This is a genomic window from Acidiferrobacter sp. SPIII_3 (assembly GCF_003184265.1).
Taxonomy (GTDB): domain Bacteria; phylum Pseudomonadota; class Gammaproteobacteria; order Acidiferrobacterales; family Acidiferrobacteraceae; genus Acidiferrobacter.
In genome coordinates this window covers 1,378,594-1,399,322 of record NZ_CP027663.1, presented here as the reverse complement: position 1 = coordinate 1,399,322, position 20,729 = coordinate 1,378,594, and the positions used below count along the sequence as shown (strand labels likewise).

At 65.7% G+C, this 20,729-nt stretch carries 16 protein-coding genes and 1 pseudogene; 10 read left to right on the top strand and 7 right to left on the bottom strand.

Translation table 11 applies throughout. The annotated features are described in order from the left end of the window. Positions 1–84: 84 nt before the first annotated feature. The 3 genes from C4901_RS07005 to C4901_RS17605 form a co-directional block, all read right to left on the bottom strand. A complete protein-coding gene (locus tag C4901_RS07005) occupies positions 85–3,093 on the bottom strand; it encodes an ATP-binding protein (protein ID WP_110136712.1) in 3,009 nt (1,002 codons plus the stop codon). A gap of 192 nt (positions 3,094–3,285) precedes the next feature. Then, on the bottom strand, positions 3,286–3,831 hold the full coding sequence (locus tag C4901_RS07000) for a DUF805 domain-containing protein (RefSeq protein WP_168185607.1): 546 nt from the start codon (positions 3,829–3,831) through the stop codon (positions 3,286–3,288). Positions 3,832–4,009: 178 nt separating this feature from the next. Next, positions 4,010–4,471, bottom strand: a complete 462-nt coding sequence (locus C4901_RS17605) for a DUF3617 family protein (protein WP_168185606.1) — start codon at positions 4,469–4,471, stop codon at positions 4,010–4,012. 282 nt (positions 4,472–4,753) lie between these two features. On the opposite strand from C4901_RS17605, the gene C4901_RS06990 reads away from it, so the two are divergent. The 4 genes from C4901_RS06990 to C4901_RS06975 are packed head-to-tail and all read left to right on the top strand — an operon-like array spanning position 4,754 to position 11,413. Beyond that, entirely contained in the window at positions 4,754–6,208 is a 1,455-nt protein-coding gene (locus C4901_RS06990) for a DUF3375 domain-containing protein (RefSeq protein ID WP_110138560.1), read from the top strand. A 3-nt stretch (positions 6,209–6,211) separates the two neighbouring features. Next, complete coding sequence (locus tag C4901_RS06985; protein WP_110136709.1) at positions 6,212–6,835, top strand: DUF4194 domain-containing protein; 624 nt, start codon at positions 6,212–6,214, stop codon at positions 6,833–6,835. Beyond that, positions 6,822–10,214, top strand: a complete 3,393-nt coding sequence (locus C4901_RS06980) for an ATP-binding protein (protein WP_205736249.1) — start codon at positions 6,822–6,824, stop codon at positions 10,212–10,214. Before C4901_RS06985 ends, C4901_RS06980 begins: the two co-directional genes overlap by 14 nt. Further along, entirely contained in the window at positions 10,211–11,413 is a 1,203-nt protein-coding gene (locus C4901_RS06975) for a Wadjet anti-phage system protein JetD domain-containing protein (protein WP_110136708.1), read from the top strand. The genes C4901_RS06980 and C4901_RS06975 overlap by 4 nt, the downstream gene beginning before the upstream one ends. A 56-nt stretch (positions 11,414–11,469) precedes the next feature. On the opposite strand, the gene C4901_RS06970 is transcribed toward C4901_RS06975, so the two are convergent. Further along, positions 11,470–12,474 (bottom strand): zinc ribbon domain-containing protein, encoded by a 1,005-nt coding sequence (locus C4901_RS06970; protein ID WP_110136707.1) that lies wholly within the window; start codon positions 12,472–12,474, stop codon positions 11,470–11,472. 754 nt (positions 12,475–13,228) lie between these two features. Between C4901_RS06970 and C4901_RS06965 the strand changes: the two genes are divergently transcribed. Both C4901_RS06965 and C4901_RS06960 read left to right on the top strand, forming a co-directional pair. Beyond that, on the top strand, positions 13,229–13,468 hold the full coding sequence (locus tag C4901_RS06965; protein ID WP_110136706.1) for a hypothetical protein: 240 nt from the start codon (positions 13,229–13,231) through the stop codon (positions 13,466–13,468). Next, positions 13,468–13,947, top strand: coding sequence for an AAA family ATPase (locus C4901_RS06960; protein WP_110136705.1), 480 nt, complete (start codon positions 13,468–13,470; stop codon positions 13,945–13,947). The genes C4901_RS06965 and C4901_RS06960 overlap by 1 nt, the downstream gene beginning before the upstream one ends. Positions 13,948–14,183: 236 nt before the next feature. Here the strand turns inward: C4901_RS06960 and C4901_RS06955 are convergent, their stop codons facing one another. Next, positions 14,184–15,512 carry an ISNCY family transposase gene (locus C4901_RS06955; protein WP_110136704.1) on the bottom strand — a complete coding sequence of 443 codons (1,329 nt, stop codon included), beginning with the start codon at positions 15,510–15,512 and terminating at the stop codon, positions 14,184–14,186. Positions 15,513–15,761: 249 nt separating this feature from the next. Here C4901_RS06955 and C4901_RS06950 point away from each other — a divergent pair. Further along, positions 15,762–15,929 (top strand): annotated as a pseudogene (locus C4901_RS06950) (transposase); the annotation flags it as partial. A 14-nt stretch (positions 15,930–15,943) separates the two neighbouring features. On the opposite strand, the gene C4901_RS17600 reads toward C4901_RS06950, so the two are convergent. Together C4901_RS17600 and C4901_RS06945 are read right to left on the bottom strand one after the other, a co-directional pair. Beyond that, complete coding sequence (locus C4901_RS17600; RefSeq protein ID WP_168185605.1) at positions 15,944–16,090, bottom strand: hypothetical protein; 147 nt, start codon at positions 16,088–16,090, stop codon at positions 15,944–15,946. Beyond that, complete coding sequence (locus tag C4901_RS06945; RefSeq protein ID WP_110136703.1) at positions 16,087–16,905, bottom strand: type IV toxin-antitoxin system AbiEi family antitoxin; 819 nt, start codon at positions 16,903–16,905, stop codon at positions 16,087–16,089. Before C4901_RS06945 ends, C4901_RS17600 begins: the two co-directional genes overlap by 4 nt. A 479-nt stretch (positions 16,906–17,384) precedes the next feature. Between C4901_RS06945 and radC the strand changes: the two genes are divergently transcribed. The 3 genes from radC (at position 17,385) to cysG (ending at position 20,427) form a co-directional block, all read left to right on the top strand. Continuing rightward, positions 17,385–17,891, top strand: a complete 507-nt coding sequence (radC, locus tag C4901_RS06940) for a DNA repair protein RadC (protein ID WP_110136702.1) — start codon at positions 17,385–17,387, stop codon at positions 17,889–17,891. A gap of 637 nt (positions 17,892–18,528) precedes the next feature. Next, positions 18,529–18,969, top strand: coding sequence for a ParB/Srx family N-terminal domain-containing protein (locus tag C4901_RS06935; protein WP_110136701.1), 441 nt, complete (start codon positions 18,529–18,531; stop codon positions 18,967–18,969). A 48-nt stretch (positions 18,970–19,017) separates the two neighbouring features. Beyond that, complete coding sequence (cysG, locus tag C4901_RS06930; protein WP_110136700.1) at positions 19,018–20,427, top strand: siroheme synthase CysG; 1,410 nt, start codon at positions 19,018–19,020, stop codon at positions 20,425–20,427. Positions 20,428–20,729 lie beyond the last annotated feature (302 nt).

Genomic DNA, 20,729 nt, shown 5'->3' with positions numbered 1-20,729 from the left:
AGCACCCCCTCGCGCCCGCCTCGCCCCGTTCCCGGTGGAGTGTGCGCAGAGGCCGCCGCGGCCGACAAGCGACGTTCGGTCACATTAGCCAAGCACGCGCGCAAGGGCCGCCGCTAGGTCCTCGAGGCGATAGGGTTTCTGGACGGAGGCGCCAAATCCATAGGCCCGATACTGGGCCACGATCGCATCGGTGTAATAGCCGGTGGCGACGATGGCGCGCACCTTGCCGTCACACGCGTGCAGCCGGCGTACGCATTCCTTGCCGCCCATGCCACCGGGCACCGTGAGATCCAGGATCACGGCATCAAACGGCCGTCCGGCACAGGCCTTCTCGTAGAGCCGCACCGCCTCTTGGCCATCGGCGGCCTCGGTGACCTCGTAGCCCAGGCGTTGCAACAGCTGCGCCCCTATGGCCCGCACATCTTGGTCATCATCCATGATCAGGATCCGCCGGCCCCGCCCCACCGCCGCCACCGGTCCATGGCCGGGGGGGGCCATCGCCGGCACGGGGTCGATCCCCGATCGCGGCAGGTACAGCGTCAGCGTCGTGCCCTGCCCGACCACGGACTCCGCGGTCACCATACCCTGGTGGCGCTTGACCACGGAAAAGGTGACGGCAAGGCCCAGCCCCGTGCCCGAAGGCTTCAGGGAGAAGTACGGGTCGAAGATCCGCGCCAGGTACTCCGGCGCGATCCCGCGGCCGCTATCGCGAAACGCGATCTCGACATAATCACCGGCGGCGAGATCCACGACCTCCGAGGCCGTCAACGTCACGTTGCGCGCCGTGACCCGCAACACCCCGGCGCCATTCATGGCCTCCTTCGCGTTCAGGACGATGTTCTGGATCACCTGACCCATCTGATCAGGATCGAACTCGGTCGGCCACAGATCCTCGGGGATATCGATCTCGCAGCGCACCGCCGAGCCCTTCACGAAAAACCCGGTGAGATCCCGCGTGGTCTCGCCGATCGAACCCGGTTTCTTGACCGGCGCCCCGCCCTTGGCGAAGGTGAGCAGCTGGAAGGTGAGCTCGCGCGCCCGCCAGCTGGCGCGTTCGGCATCGGCCAACGCCCCTTGCAAGGTCGCGTCACCGGGCGCATAGATCTTGGCGAGCGTGATGTTCCCAAAGATCGCCGTCAGGATATTGTTGAAGTCATGGGCGATACCCCCGGCCAGCACCCCCAGGGCCTCGAGGCTCTTCACCTTCATCGCCTGCTCCTCCAGGGCCTGGCGCTGGGTGACATCGCGAAACACCATGATCGCCCCGGTGACCTCCCCGTCCTCATCACGGATCGGGGCCGCCGAATCACTGACCTGCAGGACCCGCCCGTCATGGGTCTTCAAGGCCGCCGGGCTGCGCAGATGCTGCACCTGGCCGGTCCGCAAGGCCAGCCCCACCGGTCCCTCGACCGGCGGCCCCTCGAGGTCGCGATGGAGCGGGAAGACGGTATCCACGGGCAACCCGCGCGCCTCGTCGTCCCGATACCCGGTCAAGCGCTCGGCCTCGGCGTTCAGGGCCCGCACCCGGCCCTCATGATCAGTGACGATGACGCCGTCCCCGATGCTCATGAGCGTCACCCGCCAGCGCTCACGCTCCTCGCGCAGCGCCGCGGTACGCGCCAGCACCAGATTCTCGAGACCGGCATTCAGGCGGTCGAGCGAAGCGGCATGGCGTTGCGCCTCCTGCATGGCATACACCGCGGCGGCGGCAAACAACGCGAGCAAAAGGCCGCTTGTGAGCACGATTGTCGGCAGCCCGACTGCGATCTTGCGCACGATACGCGCCCCGGGGGTCACCCCGATCGTGAGGTTCTGCCCCAAAAAACGCACATGACCGGTATGGCGGTAGCGGGCCGCGCCCGGGAGCCCGCGCACGAAGAAACGCTGACCATGCAGGCGCACACTGACGTGATAACCCTGCCAGAGATTGGCGACGAGGTGCGAGAGCAGCCCGCGCGTATCGAATATCCCCCCGAGATAGCCGATGAAGCGGCCGTGGATGCGCACCGGCGCCACCACCACGAAGCCGCGCCCGCCATTGAACAACGGGATGAGCGAGGTCATCGCCGGGCGATTGCTCATGCGCGCGCGCTCAAGCACCAGGGCCCGGCGCGGGTCGGCATCCAGGAACCGGCCGACCACCCGGGGATGGCCGGCATTGGGCACCCGCCACACGACCCGCGATGAGGGCGCCACCCAGACGACGGCCTGAAGGCCCGGGACCTGTTTCTGCAAAAGCCGCGCGGCCCCCTTGGCGCGCGCCGCCGTAGGCATGCCGAAGGCCTTCCAGCGGGCGGCCATGCGCGCCACCGCGAGCGGCCGGTGCTCTTGCGCGCGGATCTGGTCGGCGACCCCCTGCCAGACACCCCCGGTCATGCGCATGAGTTCGTCGTCCTCATAGGTGTTCACCGCCACCGTCAGCACCACGGTGACCGTAAGGAGCATGGTCGCGGTGACGAACGCAAGCCCCAGGCGCCGCGAGCGCAGCTCGGTCCAGCCACGCGCCAGCACCGCCGCGCCCAAGGTAAAAAGCGCCAGCGATCCGGGCAGAGACACCTCGCGCAGGGTGCGCCAGATCGGCCACAGGGGGCTCAGCTGGCCGACCAACCCGGCGGCGCTCAAGGCCACCAGCAGGGCGCCGGCCGCCGGTCCCGGGGCGCGCGCCCGGACCAGCCCGGCAAATACCGCAGCGCAGCTCACGACCATGAGCATCGCGCAGCTCAACGGCGATATGCGCACCGGCCTGTGGAAAAAATGCGGGGTATGGACCGGCAACAACAGCGGATGATTGATGCCGAGGTGGGTATGCACGAGCTGGCTTACGGCCGCGAGCGTACTGTAGAGCACGACCGGAAAGGCGACGAGCACGGCCGACCGGAACAGGCCGCGATAGAGCAACACGAGCCCCAGGCCCACGAGCACCAGCGACACCGCGGCATTGAACGGCATCGGCGCGAGGTGCCGATTCCATTGCACCAACCCCGGGCGCAACGTAAGCCAGCCCCATAGCGCGGCGGCGCCGATGAGGATGTTCGCGAGCGCCGCGATCAGGACGATACGCGGGCGCAGTGCCGGTGTCTGTGCGGGAGGCACGGGGGGTTCACGGATTCCGGGCGGTCATGGCAACCCCGGCTATGCTACCCCATGCGCGAAGCCCTGGGGAAGCGATCCCTATCCGCCGCACGGCCCGCCGCATCGCAGCGCTCGCCCCCCCGGGCCTTGGTGTGGCCGCCGGCATGGATGCGCGCCGGCGCCGTCGCGGCGCGGGCAGGGGGCGTTGCGCGCCTAATGCCTGCCCACGAAACGGGGGTCGCCCCGCTTCGCGCGCCCGGCACCGCGCGGGTCGCGGCCATAGCGATTATCACCGGCGGTCCCCGGCCACACCAGGAAGATGAACACCGCGATATTGATCGCCACGGTCGCAACGAGCGCAAAGGTGAGCCCCCAATGACCGCCATCCATAAGCGCGCGCACGAACTGCCGCAGCCGGTGCGTGGCCAGGGCCGACATCACATCCACCCCCAACGCCGCCTCGCTAAGCGCCCCCATGAGCATGCTCGCCACGAGCCACCAGCCGCTGCGGTCGACATCATGCAGGCGCCGGATCTCGACGGACACGAAGGGGAAAAAGGAATAGATTGCGAACAGCCCGACCACCACGGCCAGCAGTCCGGCGCCCCACGATGGCGGTGTGTACGGCGTCCGGCCGTGCACCAGAAGCTCAAAAGCGGCCTCGAGGACGAGATAGTACAGGGCAAACCACCAGAACTCCGAGCGGCTCGCGCGCCCGCGCTTGTGAAAGCTCTTGCGATAACACGTCGCGATCGGCAAACCACCAGAACTCCGAGCGGCTCGCGCGCCCGCGCTTGTGAAAGCTCTTGCGATAACACGTCGCGATCGCATCGATGGCATTCATGCCGCACCCCCGGTTCCCGCCCCCATCCACCGGCCCCTGACGGCTCCCGCCGACCGCGGCCGGCGCCACGCGCGCGCACCATCGAGCGCGCGCTCATCGTGCCCCGTTCTTTATGCACTGCGGACCGAGCCAGCGGCCGCGGCCGCTGACCGTGATCACGCGGCGCATCCCGGGCCCTGCGATCGTCGACCGCTCATGGACCACATAGGACTTGCGGTCCGGACTCACACGATAATCGAGATGGATGGTATCGCGCATGGCGTACGCCGCGCATACGACATCGACAGTCAGGCCGCCGGCGTCGTTGTGCACCCGCGTGTGGCTACAGCGCATTCGTGGTGGCGCGGGCGGCATGGCGAATCGCTGCGCATTCGGCACACAGCCTATGATCGGGCGCGTGGCCGCCGCCGCCATCCGCGCGCTCATGCCCGGCATCCTGATGACCATGCGCGACTGCCATTCTCCGGGCAACGGCGTACGCGCCCATGCCGGAATCCCCATGGCCAGACCAAGCGCCCACACCGACACCCCATGCACCGCCCGAAGACGCCACATTGCCCCCCTGCCCCGTTGTCCCCGGGGTTGCAGACCGCTCGGGCGCGCCCAGCCCCCACTACCACGCGTCCCGCAAGCAAAATAGTCCGTCCGCCATTCGATCTTGTCAATAGGGTACGGCTGTGCACGCCTCGGCGTCTGCCAAAGGCTGCCTCCTCTTGCCGGCGGCGATTGCCGGCCCGTAATCCGCACCGCCCCCACGGCTCGCCGCGGGAGGCCCGCACCACAGGCATCGGGCGGCATGCGCCCGGGATGCGCGTGCATGCTAATATGCCCAAGCCCATGAGCCTCGACTACGCGACCCTGAACCTGCTACGCCAGAACCACCCGGCGTGGCGTCTATTGTGCTCCGACCACGCGCCGCTCGTGGCAAGCTTCCTGGAGCGCGCGTTCGTGACCCAAAACCGCCGCGCGATCGCCGAGGCCGACCTCGTCGAGGCCCTCGAAGACGAGCTCTATGGCCTGCGCCAACAGCAAGGCGCGGCCGCCTTCCCGCGCACGGCGCGCGCCTATCTCGACGACTGGGCCTCGCCTGACAAGGACTGGCTGCGCAAATTCTACGCCGCGCAATCCGACGAGCCCCAGTACGATCTCACCCCGGCCGCCGAGAAGGCCATCACCTGGCTCGCGACGCTTGCCGCGCGCACATTCGTCGGCACCGGCTCGCGCCTGCTGACCCTCTTTACGCTCCTGCGCCAGATGAGCGAGGGCAGCGAGACCGACCCTCGGGTGCGCCTGGCCGAGCTGCAAGCGCGCCGCGACGAGATCGACGCGGAGATGGCGCGCATCGCCGGCGGCGACGTGCCGCTGCTCGAAGACAGCGCCCTCAAGGATCGCTTCCAGCAGTTCACGCAGCTCTCCCGCGAACTGCTCTCGGACTTCCGCCAGGTCGAGCACAACTTCCGCCTGCTCGACCGCCGCGTGCGCGAACGCATCGCCCTCTGGGAGGGCTCCAAGGGCGCCCTGCTCGGCGAGATCCTCGGCGAACGCGACCTTATCACCGATTCCGACGAGGGCCGCAGCTTTCAGGCGTTCTTCGACTTCCTCATGGCCAGCGACCGCGAGGAGGAGCTGACACGCCGGCTCGCGCAGATCCTGGCGTTGCCGGCGATCGCCGCGCTCGCGCCCGATCCGCGCATCCGGCGCATCCATCATGACTGGCTGGCGGCGGGCGAGCATACCCAGCGCACGGTGGCCCAGCTCTCCCGGCAGCTGCGCCGCTTCCTGGATGATCGCGCGTGGCTCGAAAACCGCCGCATCATGGACCTTTTACGCGATATCGAGGGGCTCGCCCTGGGGCTGCGCGAGGACCCGCCGCAGGGGGCGGTCATGGCCCTGCCCGAGACCGCGGCGACCATAGACCTGCCGCTGGAGCGCCCGCTCTACAGCCCGCCCGTGCGTCCGGCGATCATCGACACCCCGATCACGGCCGGGCTCGCCGATGTCGATGACAGCGCCCTGTACACCCAGGTCGTGGTCGACACCGCGGAACTCGCGCGCCATGTGCGTCAGGCCCTGCAAGGCCGCGCGCAGGTGACGCTGCGCGAGATCTGCGAGCTCCATCCCTTGCGTCACGGGCTTGCGGAGCTCATAGCCTACCTCAATCTCGCATCCGCCGATGGCAAGGCCTGCGTCGACGAAAACGTGACGGACGCCATCTTATGGCGTAGTGTGCAGGCCGACGGGCGTGAGCGGGAGCGGCGCGCACGCATCCCGCGCGTCATCTTCACGAGATAAGCTATGGCCGAAGAAGCGCTCGATGCCGGGGTCGAACTCTCGGCGGTCGTGATTCCTCTTTTGAAGGGGGTCGTCTATGAGGATGACGAGGCCCGGCTATGGGGCGCGCTCCTGCGCCTGCAGCCCCAGGTCCGCGACTATGTCGGCGTGCTCGGGCTCGAACTCGTGATCGATGAGGCCGAGGGCTACGCCTTCCTGCGCTCGCGCCCCACCGAAGACGAGGCCCTGCCGCGACTCGTGGCGCGTCGCCCGCTGTCGTTTGGCGTGAGCCTTTTGCTCGCGCTCTTGCGAAAGCGCCTCGCCGAATTCGATGCCACCGGCGGTGACGCCCGGCTCGTGCTCACGCGCGACGAGATCGTGGAACTGATGCGCGTGTTCCTCCCCGAGACCGCAAACGAGGTCAAACGCATCGACCAGATCGAGACCCACATCAACCGCATCGCCGATCTCGGCTTCCTGCGCCGCCTGAAGCCCGCCGGCTCGGCCGCGGGGCCGGCCAGCTACGAGGTGCGGCGGATCCTAAAGGCCTTCGTCGACGCCCAATGGCTGGCGGATTTCGGCGATCGCCTCAAGGCCTACAAAGAGCAGCTCGACCCATCGCCGGAGACCACCCGTGAAGAGGTCTGAGCCGGCCGCCATCCCCGAGGCCTTGAGTCTCGACTTCGCGGGCGACGACCGCCTCGCGGGCTTTCGTCTGCAGCGCCTCGAGGTCTTCAACTGGGGGACCTTCGATGGCCGGGTATGGTCGCTTGCCCCCGACGGCCGCAACGCGCTCGTCACCGGTGACATCGGCTCCGGCAAATCGACCCTGGTCGACGCCGTAACCACGCTGCTCGTGCCGGCGCAACGCATCGCCTACAACAAGGCCGCGGGGGCCGACCTGAAGGAGCGCTCGCTGCGCTCCTATGTGCTCGGCCACTACAAATCGGAACGCGGCGAGGCCAGCCACTCGGCGCGCCCCATCGCGCTGCGTGACCACAAGCACTATTCGGTGATCCTCGGGGTCTTCCATAACGCCGGCTACGATCAGACCGTGACCATCGCCCAAGTGTTCTGGATCAAGGATCCCCAGGGCCAGCCGGCGCGCTTCTATGTCGGCGCCGAGCGCGGCCTTGCCATCGCCGAGGATTTTGCGCACTTCGGCTCGGACATAGCGAGCCTGCGCAAGCGCCTGCGCGCCCAGGGCGTCGAGGTCTTCGACAGCTTTCCGCCCTACGGGGCGTGGTTTCGGCGGCGCTTCGGGATCGACAATGAACAGGCCCTCGACCTGTTCCACCAGACGGTGTCCATGAAGTCGGTCGGCAACCTCACCGACTTCGTGCGCCACCACATGCTCGAACCGTTCGACGTGGCCCCACGCATCCAGGCCCTGATCGACCATTTCGACAATCTGAACCGCGCCCACGAGGCGGTCCTGAAGGCCCGGCGTCAGCTCGAGCTGTTGACGCCGCTCGTGGCCCATCTCGACGAACACGCCAAGACCCAGGACCATCTCGCCGCCTGGGAGGCGGCGCGCGAGGCCGTGCACCCCTACTTCGCGCGTCTGAAGGCCGACCTCCTCGACAAGCGCCTCGCCCACATCGACCAGGAATGGGGGCGGCGCGATCGCGCGGTGGCGCGCCTGAGCGAGGCCCGCGATGGCCTGCGCATGAGCGAAGATGAGTTGAAACGCCAGATCGCCGACAACGGCGGCGACCGCCTGGAGCGGCTTGCCCATGACATCGAGCGCAAGCAGCGCGAGCGGGACGCGCGCGCGGACAAGGCCCGGCACTATGGGGAGCTGGGCGCGGCCGTGGGCTTGGCGGCGGCCGCAGACGAGGCGGCATTCGTGGCGCAACGCGCGCGCCTTGCGCGCGACGCCGACCTCGCGCAGGGCGAGGAGGCGGCCCTCCAGAACGCCCTTACCGAGCAGACCATGACGCTGCGCGAGGCCCGCGCGCGCCATGATATCCTCACCGCCGAGATCGCCGACCTGAAGGCGCGGCGCAGCAACATCGACTCGCGCCACGCCGCCATCCGCGGCGCGCTTGGCCGCGCGCTCGCCATGCGCGAAGACGACATCCCGTTCGTAGGCGAACTCCTGCAGGTGCGCCCGGAGGAGGCCGCGTGGGAAGGGGCGGCCGAGCGCCTGCTCCACGGCTTTGGCCTGTCACTGCTGATCCCCGATGCCCGCTACGCCGAGGTCGCGCAGTGGGTGGACAAGACCGACCTCAGGGGCCGTATCGTGTACTTTCGGGTCCGCCCGGCGCCGCGCGCGGCGCCGGTCACCCTGCACCCCGATTCCCTGGTGCGCAAGCTCGAGATCCGGACGGACTCGCCGTTCTATGAATGGCTCGAACGCGAACTCGCACAACGCTTCGATGTCGCCTGTTGCGACACCCACGAGCAGTTCCAGCGCGAGACGCGCGCGCTCACCCGCGCAGGCCAGATCAAGAGCCCGGGCGACCGCCATGAGAAAGACGACCGCCATCGCCTGACGGACCGCAGCCGCTACATCCTCGGCTGGACCAACACCGCCAAGATCGCCGCGCTGGAGGCCCAGGCACGCACGCTCGAAGGCGAGATCGCCGAGTGCGCGGCGCGGCTCACCCGCACCCAGGCCGCCCAGGGAAACCTGCGGGAACGCCTGACCCTGCTTGCACGTCTCGACGAATACCGCGACTTTCGCGAACTCGACTGGCGCGCCTCGGCCGCCGAGGTCGCCGCGCTCGAAGACGAGCGCCATAAGCTCGAGTCGACCTCCGATGCCCTGAGGCAGCTCACCCAGCGCCTCAAGGAGGTCAGCGCCGAACGTCAGCGGCACGACCACGATGTCGAGACCGAACGCGAGCTGCGCGCCAAATGCGAACAGCGCCGCAGCGACACCAAGGTGCTGCGCCAGGCGGTCCAGGAGGTCCTGGACGACCCGGCGTTCGCGCGCCACGCCGCGGCCTTCGCCACACTCGACGAACTGTCCGCCGAGATCCTGGCGGACCACACGCTCACCCTCGAGTCCTGCGAGAATCGCGCCAATGAGATGCGCGCGGCGGTCGGCCGCCACGGGGCGGAATGCGCGCGCCGGCTCGCGCGCCTGCGCGATCGCATCATCCAGGCCATGGTCTCCTACCGCGAGGCCTACAAGCTCGAGACCGCCGAGGTCGACGCCGCGGTCGAGGCCGGCTTTGAATACCGCAAGATGCGCGACGATCTCATCGCCGACGGGCTGCCCGGCTTCGAGACGCGCTTCAAGGAGCTCTTGAACGAGAACACCATCCGCGAGGTCGCGAACTTCCAGTCGCAGCTCGCGCGCGAACGCGAGCTCATCAAGGAGCGTATCGATCGCGTGAACGGGTCGTTGACCAAGATCGACTACAACCCCGGCCGCTACATCGTCCTGGAGGCCGAGCGCACGCCCGACGCCGACATCCGCGACTTCCAGGGCGAGCTGCGCGCGTGCACCGAGGGCGCGCTCACCGGTTCCGATGATGCCCAGTACTCGGAGGCCAAGTTTCTGCAGGTCAAGCGCATCATCGAGCGCTTCCGGGGGCGCGAGGGGCAATCGGAGGCCGACCGGCGATGGACCGCGAAGGTCACCGACGTGCGCGCGTGGTTCGTGTTCGCGGCCAGCGAGCGCTGGCGCGAGGACGAGAGCGAATACGAGCACTATTCCGACTCGGGCGGCAAATCCGGCGGCCAGAAGGAAAAGCTTGCCTACACCGTGCTCGCCGCGAGCCTCGCCTACCAATTCGGCCTGGAGTGGGGGGCGACGCGCTCGCGCTCGTTCCGCTTCGTGGTCATAGACGAGGCCTTCGGGCGCGGCTCCGATGAATCGGCGCAGTATGGACTGCGGCTCTTCCAGGAGCTGAACCTCCAGATCCTGATCGTCACCCCCCTGCAGAAGATCCACATCATCGAACCCTACGTCTCCTGCGTGGGCTTCGTGCACAACGAAGAGGGGCGGTCCTCCAAACTCCGCAACCTGACGATCGAGGAGTATCGCGCGGAAAAGGCGCGGATCGCGGGATGAGCTGGACCTCGCCCGCGGACATCCGCGCGCGCCTCACCCGGCACTTCGCGCGCGGCGCGCTACTGTCGTCGATGGTCACCGGCCGCCCGGACTTCCCCTGGCGCCTGCCGTGCGCGGGCCCGAGTTCCCGCGAGATCGCCGAGCGCTTCGATGCGGTCCGCGCGTGGGCGGCGGAGCTGCGCGCCCTCCCCCATGCGCGCGTGGTCATGCGCACCATCCGCCACCGCACCCTGGGCGCCAACGCCCTGCCCGCCGAGATCTGGATCGATAGCCGGGAAGATGCCCTGGCACTCATCGGCAAGAGCGCCAGCGCCCAGGCATTCGCAAGGCTCGTCGCGGCCACCGAAGAGGCATGCCCGGCACTGCTCGACTGGCTGGCGCGCCACCCGCTACGCGCCCTCGACCTGGCGCCGGCCTATGAGCGCCTGCTCGCGGTCCTCGCCTGGATCGGCGCGCATCCGCGACCCGATGTCTATCTGCGCCAGGTGGACCTGCCGGGCGTCGATAGCAAGTTCCTGGAGACCCATCGCGGGGTGCTCACCGAACTTTTGGATTGCGCGCTCCCGCAGGCCCTATGCGCGCCGGCGGCCACCGGGGTGGCGGCCTTCGCCGTGCGCTACGGCTTTCGCGACAAGCCCGTGCGCGTGCGCCTGCGGCCCCTGGATGAAGACCTGCCGCTTGCCGCCATCGGCGCCGACATCACCCTCGATGCCGCGAGCCTCGCGCGCCTTGACCCCGGGGCCCGGCAGGTCATCATCACTGAAAACGAGGTGAACTTCCTCACCCTCCCGAAAGTCCCCGGGGCCATCGCCCTGTTCGGCGCGGGCTACGGATTCGCCATGCTAAAAGACATCCCTTGGCTGGCCCATGCGCGTCTCCACTACTGGGGCGACATCGACACCCACGGCTTTGCCATCCTCGACCAACTGCGCGCGGTGTTCCCCCAGGTCGAGTCGCTGCTCATGGATAGGGCCACGCTGCTGGCCTTCGAATCGCAATGGGGCCACGAGGATCGGCCGACCGCGCGCGAGCTTGCGCGGCTCACCCCCGAGGAACACGCGCTCTACGATGCGCTGCGTGACAACCGCATCCGCCCGCAGCTGCGCCTCGAACAGGAGCGCATCGGATTCCGGTGGGTGGTACAGGCCCTGGCAAGGGCGACGGCCACGGACCCGCCCCCCGCAAGCGCCCGGCGTTGACACCCATACCGCCAGGGGTGTAGGGCCCCGGCCGGCCGGGGCCCTGCACCCCCCGATCAGGACGAAGGTCCGCCCGGTCCTTGCGATACCGGCTTATGTTCGTCCATGCGTGCCTTGATACGCGCCGCCTGGCGCTGTACCGCATCCAGCCCCTCCAATCCCACGCCATCGCTCACTGATTCGTAGATCCATATCACACCGAGCATGTGGATCAGCGCCACGACCGCGATCGCCAGATACCAGACAAGCGCCGTCGACACCCCGGCGGCCCCCAGACCCCGGCCCATCAGCGACCCGAACACCGAGGCCATGGGGCCCATGCCGCCATAACCACCCCCGCCCATCCCGCCATAGTTGCCGCCCATGGACCTCAGGGCATCGGCGAGATACATCCCGGTGACGCTCATATCACCCAGGCCCACCATGGCAAACAGAAAGAGCGCCGCGGGCATGACGATCAACCCCAACACCAGAAAACGCATGAACACATCGAGCGGGCGTTTGACCACGATGGTCACGGCCCGCGTGAGCGCCGCGCCCAGGCCGTCCCCGTGCCATAGACCCGCCAGGGCCAGGGGTACGGCCAGCATGAGCACCGCCACGGTCAATGCCAGAACCAGCACCGAGGGACCCGCCAACAGAAAGGCGAATGCCCCTCCGATACCGGGGATGCGCGCCAGCAGCGCCAGCAGAAACACCACCAGGAACACCAGCGCATAACCAAGCCCCAGCGCCACGAGCACGCCGATCGCCGCCAGCGTGACCCTAAGACCCCCGAGGAAGGCGTCCACGAACGGGCGGATCGGCCGATCGTAGGCCTGGTCGGCCAGCATCAGCCCACTGCCGTTCACGCCCATGACCGCCACCACCACGGCCACCAGCCCGAGGAGCATGGCCAGGGCCATCCGTCCCCCGGCCCCCATGGCCATATCCGTGGCCCCGATGATGGCAAGCCCGGCCACCGCGAAACTCCCCGCGAGCATGACCAGTGCCCGCCAGTTGTACAAGGCCTCGTAACTGCGCAACAGCACGCCCAGATTATCCGCCGCCTTTCTTTCCATACACCCTCCCGTCGTTTTTATAATCTCTCTGTGTCCGTACGCACGACGTCCATGACGCCTCTGCCAACGGGCAGATCTCGTCTCTTTTGTCATATTTATGACAATTATTATATTGTATGTCGCTTGCCGTCTTTTCGAACTTCCGACATTCGCATCCTTCTCATATCACAAGAGATCCTGCCAGGAAAGGTGTCCCCTGATATCCGCCATAAATAACTGACGCGCACAGCCCCCCTTATGAACCGGGTTGGATATTGGTTGAGGCTCGCGGCCTATAAGAGGTTTGCGAAGTCCGGTCGCCATGAAGCGACCGGGTGCCGTGCTGGATAGCACGATGGCCCGAGACGACATCGTCTTTCGCCGGATAGAGGTCCTCCATCGCCCCATTCAGGAGACCTCAGGAGAAAAGGCCGCCCGCGCAGCCGGTGGCGCCTTCCGTGACACTCCCAACTCGCTCAAGGGGGGGTGGGCTTCTAACCCCATAAACACGGTCCGTGGACCTGTTCCGAAGAACCCGCAGAGAAACATCCTGCGGTGCGTGATTCCGTGCCGATGTCAGACAACAGGGGCCCGTGTCCGGGCGACTATACCTTTCGGGTATCCGGAAGTTGTGATGGGTTCTCTCTTTTCGGTCGCGGCGACACAGCGTGGCGAAACCGGAAGTCGTGATTGACAGGGATTAAGTGTGTCTATATCCTGAAACCGGAACATATGATTGCGGTGAGTGCAATTTCATCCAATAGCAGGGAGCAATATGCCCACAGCAACGCAATCGCAAAGACAAGCCGAATCCTTCCTCGCTTCGCCGGAGTTCGAGCGGGCGATGACGAGCGACGATGGCCAGGCGGCCCAGCAGCATCTCGACGCCGGCCGCCCCATTTACTACGGCGATGCGCGCTTCCCGGAAGGTCTGGTGAAGAAGTATCCGGACGGCCGCAAGCAACTGGTATCGGTTAGCGCCGACGGCAAGGTATCCGTCATTCGGGACATCTGATGCCGCAACTCTGGATCGTTGCCGGCCCGAATGGCGCCGGCAAGACCACCCTTGCAGATCGCTGGCTGTCGCCGCGCATCCCGGTCGTATCGCCCGACACCCTCACCGCCGGAAGCAGCCTTAACCCGATTCAGGCAGGCCGGGCTGCCGTCGCAGAGCAAGAGCGCCTGCTGGCGGCTGGCGATAGCTTCGCGCTCGATACTACCCTTTCCGGCAACCGCGAACTGGCGCTGATGAAACGCACGGCCGACGCCGGCTACAAGATCAATCTGATCTTCGTCTGCGTTGAGAGCCTGGCGCTGTGCCAGGCGCGCATTCTGGAGCGTACGGAGAGCGGCGGTCATGCCGTCCCACCCAAGGATGTCGCCCGTCGCTATGGTCGCAGCCTTGCAAACCTGCCCTCAGCTTGCAGCAATTCTCAATATGAGCTTTCGCAATGGCTATACGTCCATAGGGATGGGTTCCTGCGAGAGGTTTAGGCGGTTTGTTGTAGCCTCTGTCGAGCAGAGTGGATCAGCGGACGGAGGAAGATGCGTTTGGGGTGGGCGTCATGGCGGATGTGAGTTCACAGACGGTTTGCGCCAGAGCATGGCGACTCAATCTGCCATAACGACGAGTGAGCTCCTGGATCAATTGACACTCCGCCGGGCTCAAGGGTTGACCGCAGAATGCGTAAACAGGGGTATCGATCATGAGGGTTCAACCACGGTAGGGTTCAACCACTGTCGCGGCGGGTGCGGTTCAGTCCGTCTCGCATGAAGTCCAGCATCGCAGCGAAACTCTCGAAGCAATGATAATGCGTCAGAACCCTGACATGTTCAAAAAAGATTTGCCGCGTCGGGAGCCGCGCACGCAGGGACCGATACGCTTCGTTTGTCAGCTCTTGCACGGTATGCAGCAGGAAGGCCAGCAGATTGAACGTCGCCAGTAAGGCCGAAAGGTGCTGTTTGCCATGCCCGAAATTATGGGTCAGATGATACCCTTTGGTTTTCAGGGTGTTGTTATTCCCATTTTCGATGCGCCATCGTGCGCGTCCCGCTTTGACAATGTCGGCGACCTGGCTTTGATCGATGGCATGGGTCGTAGCAAAGGCGTTGTGATACATCGTCTTGCCCTCCGCATCCGTGGTGCGCAACTCGCACCAGTTGACGGCTAGAGCGCCCTCGCCGGCGCGCAACGGTAACGATAGGGCAAAGCGATAGGTGTCGGTAACGGTTTGTTTGCCCTGGCGCCGGGTGACGCAGAAGGTCTGTACGCCTCCGGTGCCATCCCGGTCTTCGAGATGCGCGTAGAGCGTAGTGTGGGACGTGGGTTTGCAGACCAAAATAAAGTGGAATCCGGCGTTCAGCATATGTTCGCAGAGGGGCTGTCGACTATAAAGATCGTCCCCCAGCAAGGTGACGTTCAGGTTGCGATAACGCTCAGCATGGGCCGTAATCCAGCGATGAGCCGCCGCTGATTCACAATCCTGTTTGGCATGGCCGTCTTGCGGGACGACAAATTCCGGTTCCAAGGGGATGACCCGATTGTGTTCTGGGGACACCACGACCGGAGTGACCACCGTGTGCGCGTAGCTGATCTCTCCATTTTTATGTTGGGTCACCGTGCACTGCTGACAATGAACGGTGTGCGATTGGTGATAGCTGGTCCCATCCAGGGCGATCAGCAACGGCCCATGGGCCATCCGGAAGGATTCCAAATGGCCGGCGTCCCTGAGGGCGTCGAAAGTCTGCGCGAAGACGGGAAACACATGGTGGGGCGCCACTGGATCCAACAGGTTGCGAATCTGGTTGTCGCTCGGGATCTCGTGCATACCAAATAAGGTTTGCGCGTTGCTCTTACCCTGAGCTTCCACCATGGCGCTTTGATGCGCGAGGAATGAGGGGCACTGGGTAAAAAATACGGCGAACGCCCCCAAAGCGGCATCCTCCATACGATACCTACGATTTTTTCCGGTGCGCTGATCTGGAAAATGGCGTGCCAGCTCGGTGAATGCCGCCATTTGTTGGGGTAAAAAATACGGCGAACGCCCCCAAAGCGGCATCCTCCATACGATACCTACGATTTTTTCCGGTGCGCTGATCTGGAAAATGGCGTGCCAGCTCGGTGAATGCCGCCATTTGTTGTGGCAGGTGTAGGGCGTGCTCGGGAGAAGAGACAGGACAAGCCATGGGGAAATCCACCGGAATGACATTGACCCAACCTCTTATACGGCGAACGACGGCTTTTGTCCAGCCTTACCCCTGCCAAAGATGAACCGCCACCCTTTACGAGGCAGCACGACCCCTGCGCAAGAGCGGATTTGGCCATATTGAGAATTGCTGGGTATTACTGGAGCAAGCCCGTATTCTGGAGTCGCAGTTATTGCATCCTCACCGTGGGTGGTGCGCCACTGTCCGTGCTCAAACAATACATGGGCCATGCGGCCCACAATGTCAAACAGCAGGGACGGCCGGAATGATCACCCGTTGGGCGCTAGCGCCGCTCATTGCCGGCCGAATGGCCGGCCTTGCCGGCCGAATGGCCGGCCTTGCCGGCCGAATGGCCGGTCACCACCCCCTGAACCGCCGCGCGGTTACAGGCGGAGCACTGCGGCGCTTTCTGGTAGGAATTCGGGATCAAAAGTCGATCTCCACGGGTTCATTGATCACAAGCTTCCACCGGGCATTTTTCTCGTGAAGCTCGGATAGGGATTCAATGAGGGGCTTGACGGAGGGGTCCAGGGGTACCGCCGTCTTGGCCTTTTTGACGAAAGGTTCCAGCGCGTTGGCTTGGCCCGCGTGCCCTGCCCGTTCGAGCAGGTAGCCCAGTCGTCGCACGGACGAGTTTTCATAGACAGCGGCCGCTTTGGCGAGCGCACGCGGCTCGGCCTTGGCTCCAATGTCCTTGGCGATCTGCGCAACCCCATTGATACCGGCGGCCTTGTGGAAGTAGCGTGCGCAATCCAGCAACGTCAGCTCGACGCCGGCCACTTGGGCAAAACCGGCATCACTCTTTATCCGGTCGAGCCAATCGGGTTGATTGAGCTTTACGAAGGTCTTGGATGTCTGGTAGAGAAACTGGAGGCGGTGGCGTCCGATCTCGAAGTCCCGCAACTGCTTGGGCACAACCACCTGAAAGACCATGGCAGCCTGGTGCGATGAACCGTGGAAGGCCGCAGCACGCAGCAGCGAGATACGGTAGTCGAGACCCTGGTACTTCATCAAGGGATCGATCCAACGCACGGGGTCGGGAGCGCCGGTCATCTGGTCCTCGGGACGCAGGATCAAATAGAAGCCATGGCGAGGGTTGGCCAGCCGCTGTTTTTTCACCAGCCGGGTGATTGCGGCGGTCAGGCCATCAGGTTTCAGATCGACCGCAGCCAGCGCCTCTTCGCGGTTGAAGTAAGCACGACCATGGCGAAGCCGATCATCAACGAATTGGTCAAGGGATGCCATTCCCGGATCATATGCAAAAACAGACAAAAGTACAAGGTTTCTGCGTATAAGTTGGGATGCTTGGGGACTGTATTCCGGGCTATACAAATCGATACCCCGACGGGTGCTGCACTTCGTTTGTCCGAAAAATGGGGTGTTACTTCGGATAAAACATCCAAGGCAAAAGGGCGTCCCGGCACGTGGTACCGTCGGGCTCGCGGGCGTTGCCCCGCGCCTCGTGCCAAGTCGCGGCCATGCGGCTTTTTATCCCTGACGCCTCCGGCTCACCGGGCCTGCGCGCTCCGCTTGCCAAGGAGACAGTGGAGCGTGTGAGAGGCGGCCTTGCTGTTCCCCAAGGTACCACGTCGTTCTCGCCGTCAAGGGCCGCGCGTGCCTGGCACGCCGGCGTCCATGCGGCCGTCTGCGACCCCTGACTGCTGCGCTGCGCCGTGTTCCTCCGGTTCCGGGCAATTCCGCCCGATTCGGACTGGAGCACGATCATGTCGCAACTTACTCTTTCTCTCGATTCTTCCCTTCTCGTTCGCGATGTCGCAGGCGACTACCGTCCGGCCAATGCCGACGAGGTGTTGCAGGCGGCGCGGCGTGTGCTCGCAGAACAGATGCGCGGCTGCGAAGCGCTAACCTCGCCGCAGGTGGTGCGCGACTTCCTGCGGGTCAAACTGGGGACACTGGAGCATGAGGTGTTCGGCGTCATCCATCTGGATGCGCAGAACCGCGTCATCGACTACGTCGAGACGTTCCGCGGCACGGTGAGCCAGACATCGGCGTATCCGCGCGAGGTGGTCAAGGAGGCATTGGCCAGGAACAGCGCTGCCCTGCTGCTGGTGCACAACCACCCATCGGGTGCAGCCGAGCCGTCGCGGGCCGACGAGATGCTGACGCAGACGCTGAAGTCGGCGCTGGCACTGGTGGACATGCGGGTGCTGGATCACCTGATTGTCGCCGGTAGCGCCATCCTGTCGCTTGCCGAACACGGGCTGTTGTAGCCCAAGGGGGATTTGCCCCCTTTTTGCTGTGCCCTTGGTTTCGAGAAAGAACTGCGCTGCGCTTGCCTCCAGGGGTCGGCTAACGCCCACCCCGCCGTGCAGGCTTGGCGCCCCGCAAGACCGCCGAACAGGCGGTGCCTGATCGGCCCGCACACGATGCTGTTTTCGCGCTGCGCGCTTCGGTCACTTCCATCAAGGTGTGCCTACGGCACGCAGTGGCGCTCGCCGCGCGGCGTTGGTCCGTCGATCATCTGGCCGTAAGCCGGTCATCCGTCTTTCCCTCTCCGTTATCGCTGATCCCGCGACCATAGCCAGCGGTGCCTGTCCGACAAGGCGCGCAGGGCCGTGTCCTCGCTGCGCTGCGGGCCGCACCACCCTGCGCTTCCCTCCTTGACCGCCAGACCCTCGCCGGCCCGGTTGTTCGCGGGCGATGAACTCAGGAAAGACGGCGGCAACGGCGACCAGCCCAGCTCACTGCGCCGAACAAACCAAAGTCCACACCGGGCTCCGAAACTTGGAATCCGGTCAGCTTTGAAACCACAGGAGGCCACGCATGCAGACACCAACACCGTGAATCACCCAACAAGTTTTCTTCTTCCATTTCTTCAATTTTCCGCGAGGGATAGGAGCGATCACCATGAACACCGTTACCCATCAAGAAACCCAGGCCATGCACGCAGTCGCCACCGCTGCCGTTGCGGCACACGAGCTGCTGTTGATTCCGCTGCCTCAGTTGCGGCCTTCGAGCCGCAACGTGCGCACGAGCAGCGGTGCTTCGATTCCCGAACTGGCGTCGAGCATCGCCCGCGTCGGCCTGCTGCAAAACCTCACCGTGACCGCAACAAGCGACGGCGAACATTACGAAGTCGTCGCGGGCAAGCGGCGGCTGGCCGCGTTGAAGTTGCTGGCGAAGCGGCGCAAGCTCGACAAGACGCACGATGTGCCTTGCCTGCTGGTGCCGGATGCGTCGGCGCGCACCGTGAGCCTGACCGACGGCGCGCGGCATGCCCCGATCGCGCGTACGATACGGGGCCCAGAGCCACGCTTGGGCGCGTATCCCTACGGGGGTATGGCCTGAAAGGCGCCTGCGGTGTGGACTGTGTCTAAACTTTGCCAAGAGACGCTTATGGACTATTTACCCATTTTCCTCGACATCCGCTCGGCCCGCGTCCTGGTGGTCGGCGGTGGCGAGGTCGCGGCACGCAAGGTCGGCCTGCTCCAGGGTGCGGGCGCCCGCGTGGTGGTCGTATCTCCGGAGCTGTGCCCGAGGCTTGCGGCCGCAAAGGCCGCCGGCGAAATCACCCATATCCCGCGGGTGTTCACGGTCGCCGACGTCGCCGGTGCGCGCGTTGTGATCGCCGCCACCAACCATGCGTCCACCAACAAGCGCGTCTATCAGGCCGCCACCGCCGCGCGGGTACCGGTCAACGTGGTCGACCATCCGGCGCTCTGCACCTTCATCATGCCCTCGATCATCGACCGCTCTCCGGTGCTGGTCGCCGTGTCGAGCGGTGGGACATCGCCGGTCCTCGCGCGCCTTTTGCGTGCACGCCTGGAGACCCTGGTGGCATCGACCTATGGGGCGCTCGCCGCCTTCATGGCCCGCCACCGGCCCGAGGTCCGTCAACGGATCACCTCACCTACCCAGAGGCGCCGCTTCTGGGAACGCGTACTTCAGGGGCCGGCCGCCGAATTGCTGCTCGCAGGCGAAGAAAATGCGGCCGCGGAGGTCTTCGCGCGCGAGCTCGCACAGCCGGAAGGCGGCGGCGTGGGACTCGTGTCCTTGGTCGGTGCGGGCCCCGGCGATCCGGATCTCCTCACCTTGCGCGCCCTGCGACTCATGCAGGAGGCCGATGTCATCGTCCATGACCGCCTGGTGGCAGCCCCCATTCTCGCGCTCTGCCGGCGCGAGGCCGAGCGCATTGATGTCGGCAAAGACGCCGGACATCACGCCGTGCCCCAGGGACGGATCAACCAGCTGCTCGTGGAGCTTGCCACAAGCGGCCGGCGGATCGTGCGTCTCAAGGGCGGCGACCCCTTCGTCTTCGGGCGGGGCGGCGAGGAGATCGACGCCCTCGTGGAGGCTGGCATCCCCTTCCAGGTGGTACCCGGTATCACCGCCGCACTCGGCTGCGCGGCCTACGGCCATCTGCCGCTCACGCATCGCGACTACGCCCAATCCTGCGTCTTCGTCACCGGCCACTGCCGCAAAGGCGACCTGGCCCTGAACTGGGAGGCCCTCGCCAAGCCGCACCAGACCCTGGTCTTCTACATGGGGGTCGCGGCGCTTGCGACCATCAGCCGCGAGCTCGTGGCCCACGGCCTGCCTCGCTCCACCCCGGCGGCGTTGATCGAACGGGGTACGACCCCGAAACAACGCGTGCTCACCGGCACCCTCGCCGACCTCCCCGACATCGTCGCCCAAGAGGCCATTGAGCCGCCCACGCTCATCATCATAGGCGAGGTGGTGCGTCTCCACGATCGCTGGGCCCAAGGCCGCGGTGCCCAGGCGAGCGAGCTGCGCGCCGCCGGATAGACACAAGCGGACACCCTGTTCTCGCCACGGGGTAAATGCGGGCGACAAACCGTTGCCGTTCGGCATTGGCGCAGCAATTCTCAATGTGGCGCTGATCATGGGCACCGAGTGGCGTCCCGCATGACGAGAAGGCGCCCAACATCCGGCACAGGCGCGTCCAGACAGACGCATTCTTGCATCGTCACCGGGTGGCGTCCCGCATGACGAGAAGGCGCCCAACATCCGGCACAGGCGCGTCCAGACAGACGCATTCTTGCATCGTCACCGGGTGATCCAGGCGCTGTCGCTTCACATTGAGAATT

What these genes read in the sequence shown, in the direction of transcription:
- C4901_RS17605 (WP_168185606.1), bottom strand. Translation starts at nt 4,471, where the DNA reads ATGTGGCGTCTTCGGGCGGTGCATGGGGTGTCGGTGTGGGCGCTTGGT.
- C4901_RS06990 (WP_110138560.1), top strand. Translation starts at nt 4,754, where the DNA reads ATGAGCCTCGACTACGCGACCCTGAACCTGCTACGCCAGAACCACCCG.
- C4901_RS06985 (WP_110136709.1), top strand. Translation starts at nt 6,212, where the DNA reads ATGGCCGAAGAAGCGCTCGATGCCGGGGTCGAACTCTCGGCGGTCGTG.
- C4901_RS06975 (WP_110136708.1), top strand. Translation starts at nt 10,211, where the DNA reads ATGAGCTGGACCTCGCCCGCGGACATCCGCGCGCGCCTCACCCGGCAC.
- C4901_RS06970 (WP_110136707.1), bottom strand. Translation starts at nt 12,474, where the DNA reads ATGGAAAGAAAGGCGGCGGATAATCTGGGCGTGCTGTTGCGCAGTTAC.
- C4901_RS06965 (WP_110136706.1), top strand. Translation starts at nt 13,229, where the DNA reads ATGCCCACAGCAACGCAATCGCAAAGACAAGCCGAATCCTTCCTCGCT.
- C4901_RS06960 (WP_110136705.1), top strand. Translation starts at nt 13,468, where the DNA reads ATGCCGCAACTCTGGATCGTTGCCGGCCCGAATGGCGCCGGCAAGACC.
- C4901_RS06955 (WP_110136704.1), bottom strand. Translation starts at nt 15,512, where the DNA reads ATGCCGCTTTGGGGGCGTTCGCCGTATTTTTTACCCCAACAAATGGCG.
- C4901_RS06945 (WP_110136703.1), bottom strand. Translation starts at nt 16,905, where the DNA reads ATGGCATCCCTTGACCAATTCGTTGATGATCGGCTTCGCCATGGTCGT.
- radC (WP_110136702.1), top strand. Translation starts at nt 17,385, where the DNA reads ATGTCGCAACTTACTCTTTCTCTCGATTCTTCCCTTCTCGTTCGCGAT.
- C4901_RS06935 (WP_110136701.1), top strand. Translation starts at nt 18,529, where the DNA reads ATGAACACCGTTACCCATCAAGAAACCCAGGCCATGCACGCAGTCGCC.
- cysG (WP_110136700.1), top strand. Translation starts at nt 19,018, where the DNA reads ATGGACTATTTACCCATTTTCCTCGACATCCGCTCGGCCCGCGTCCTG.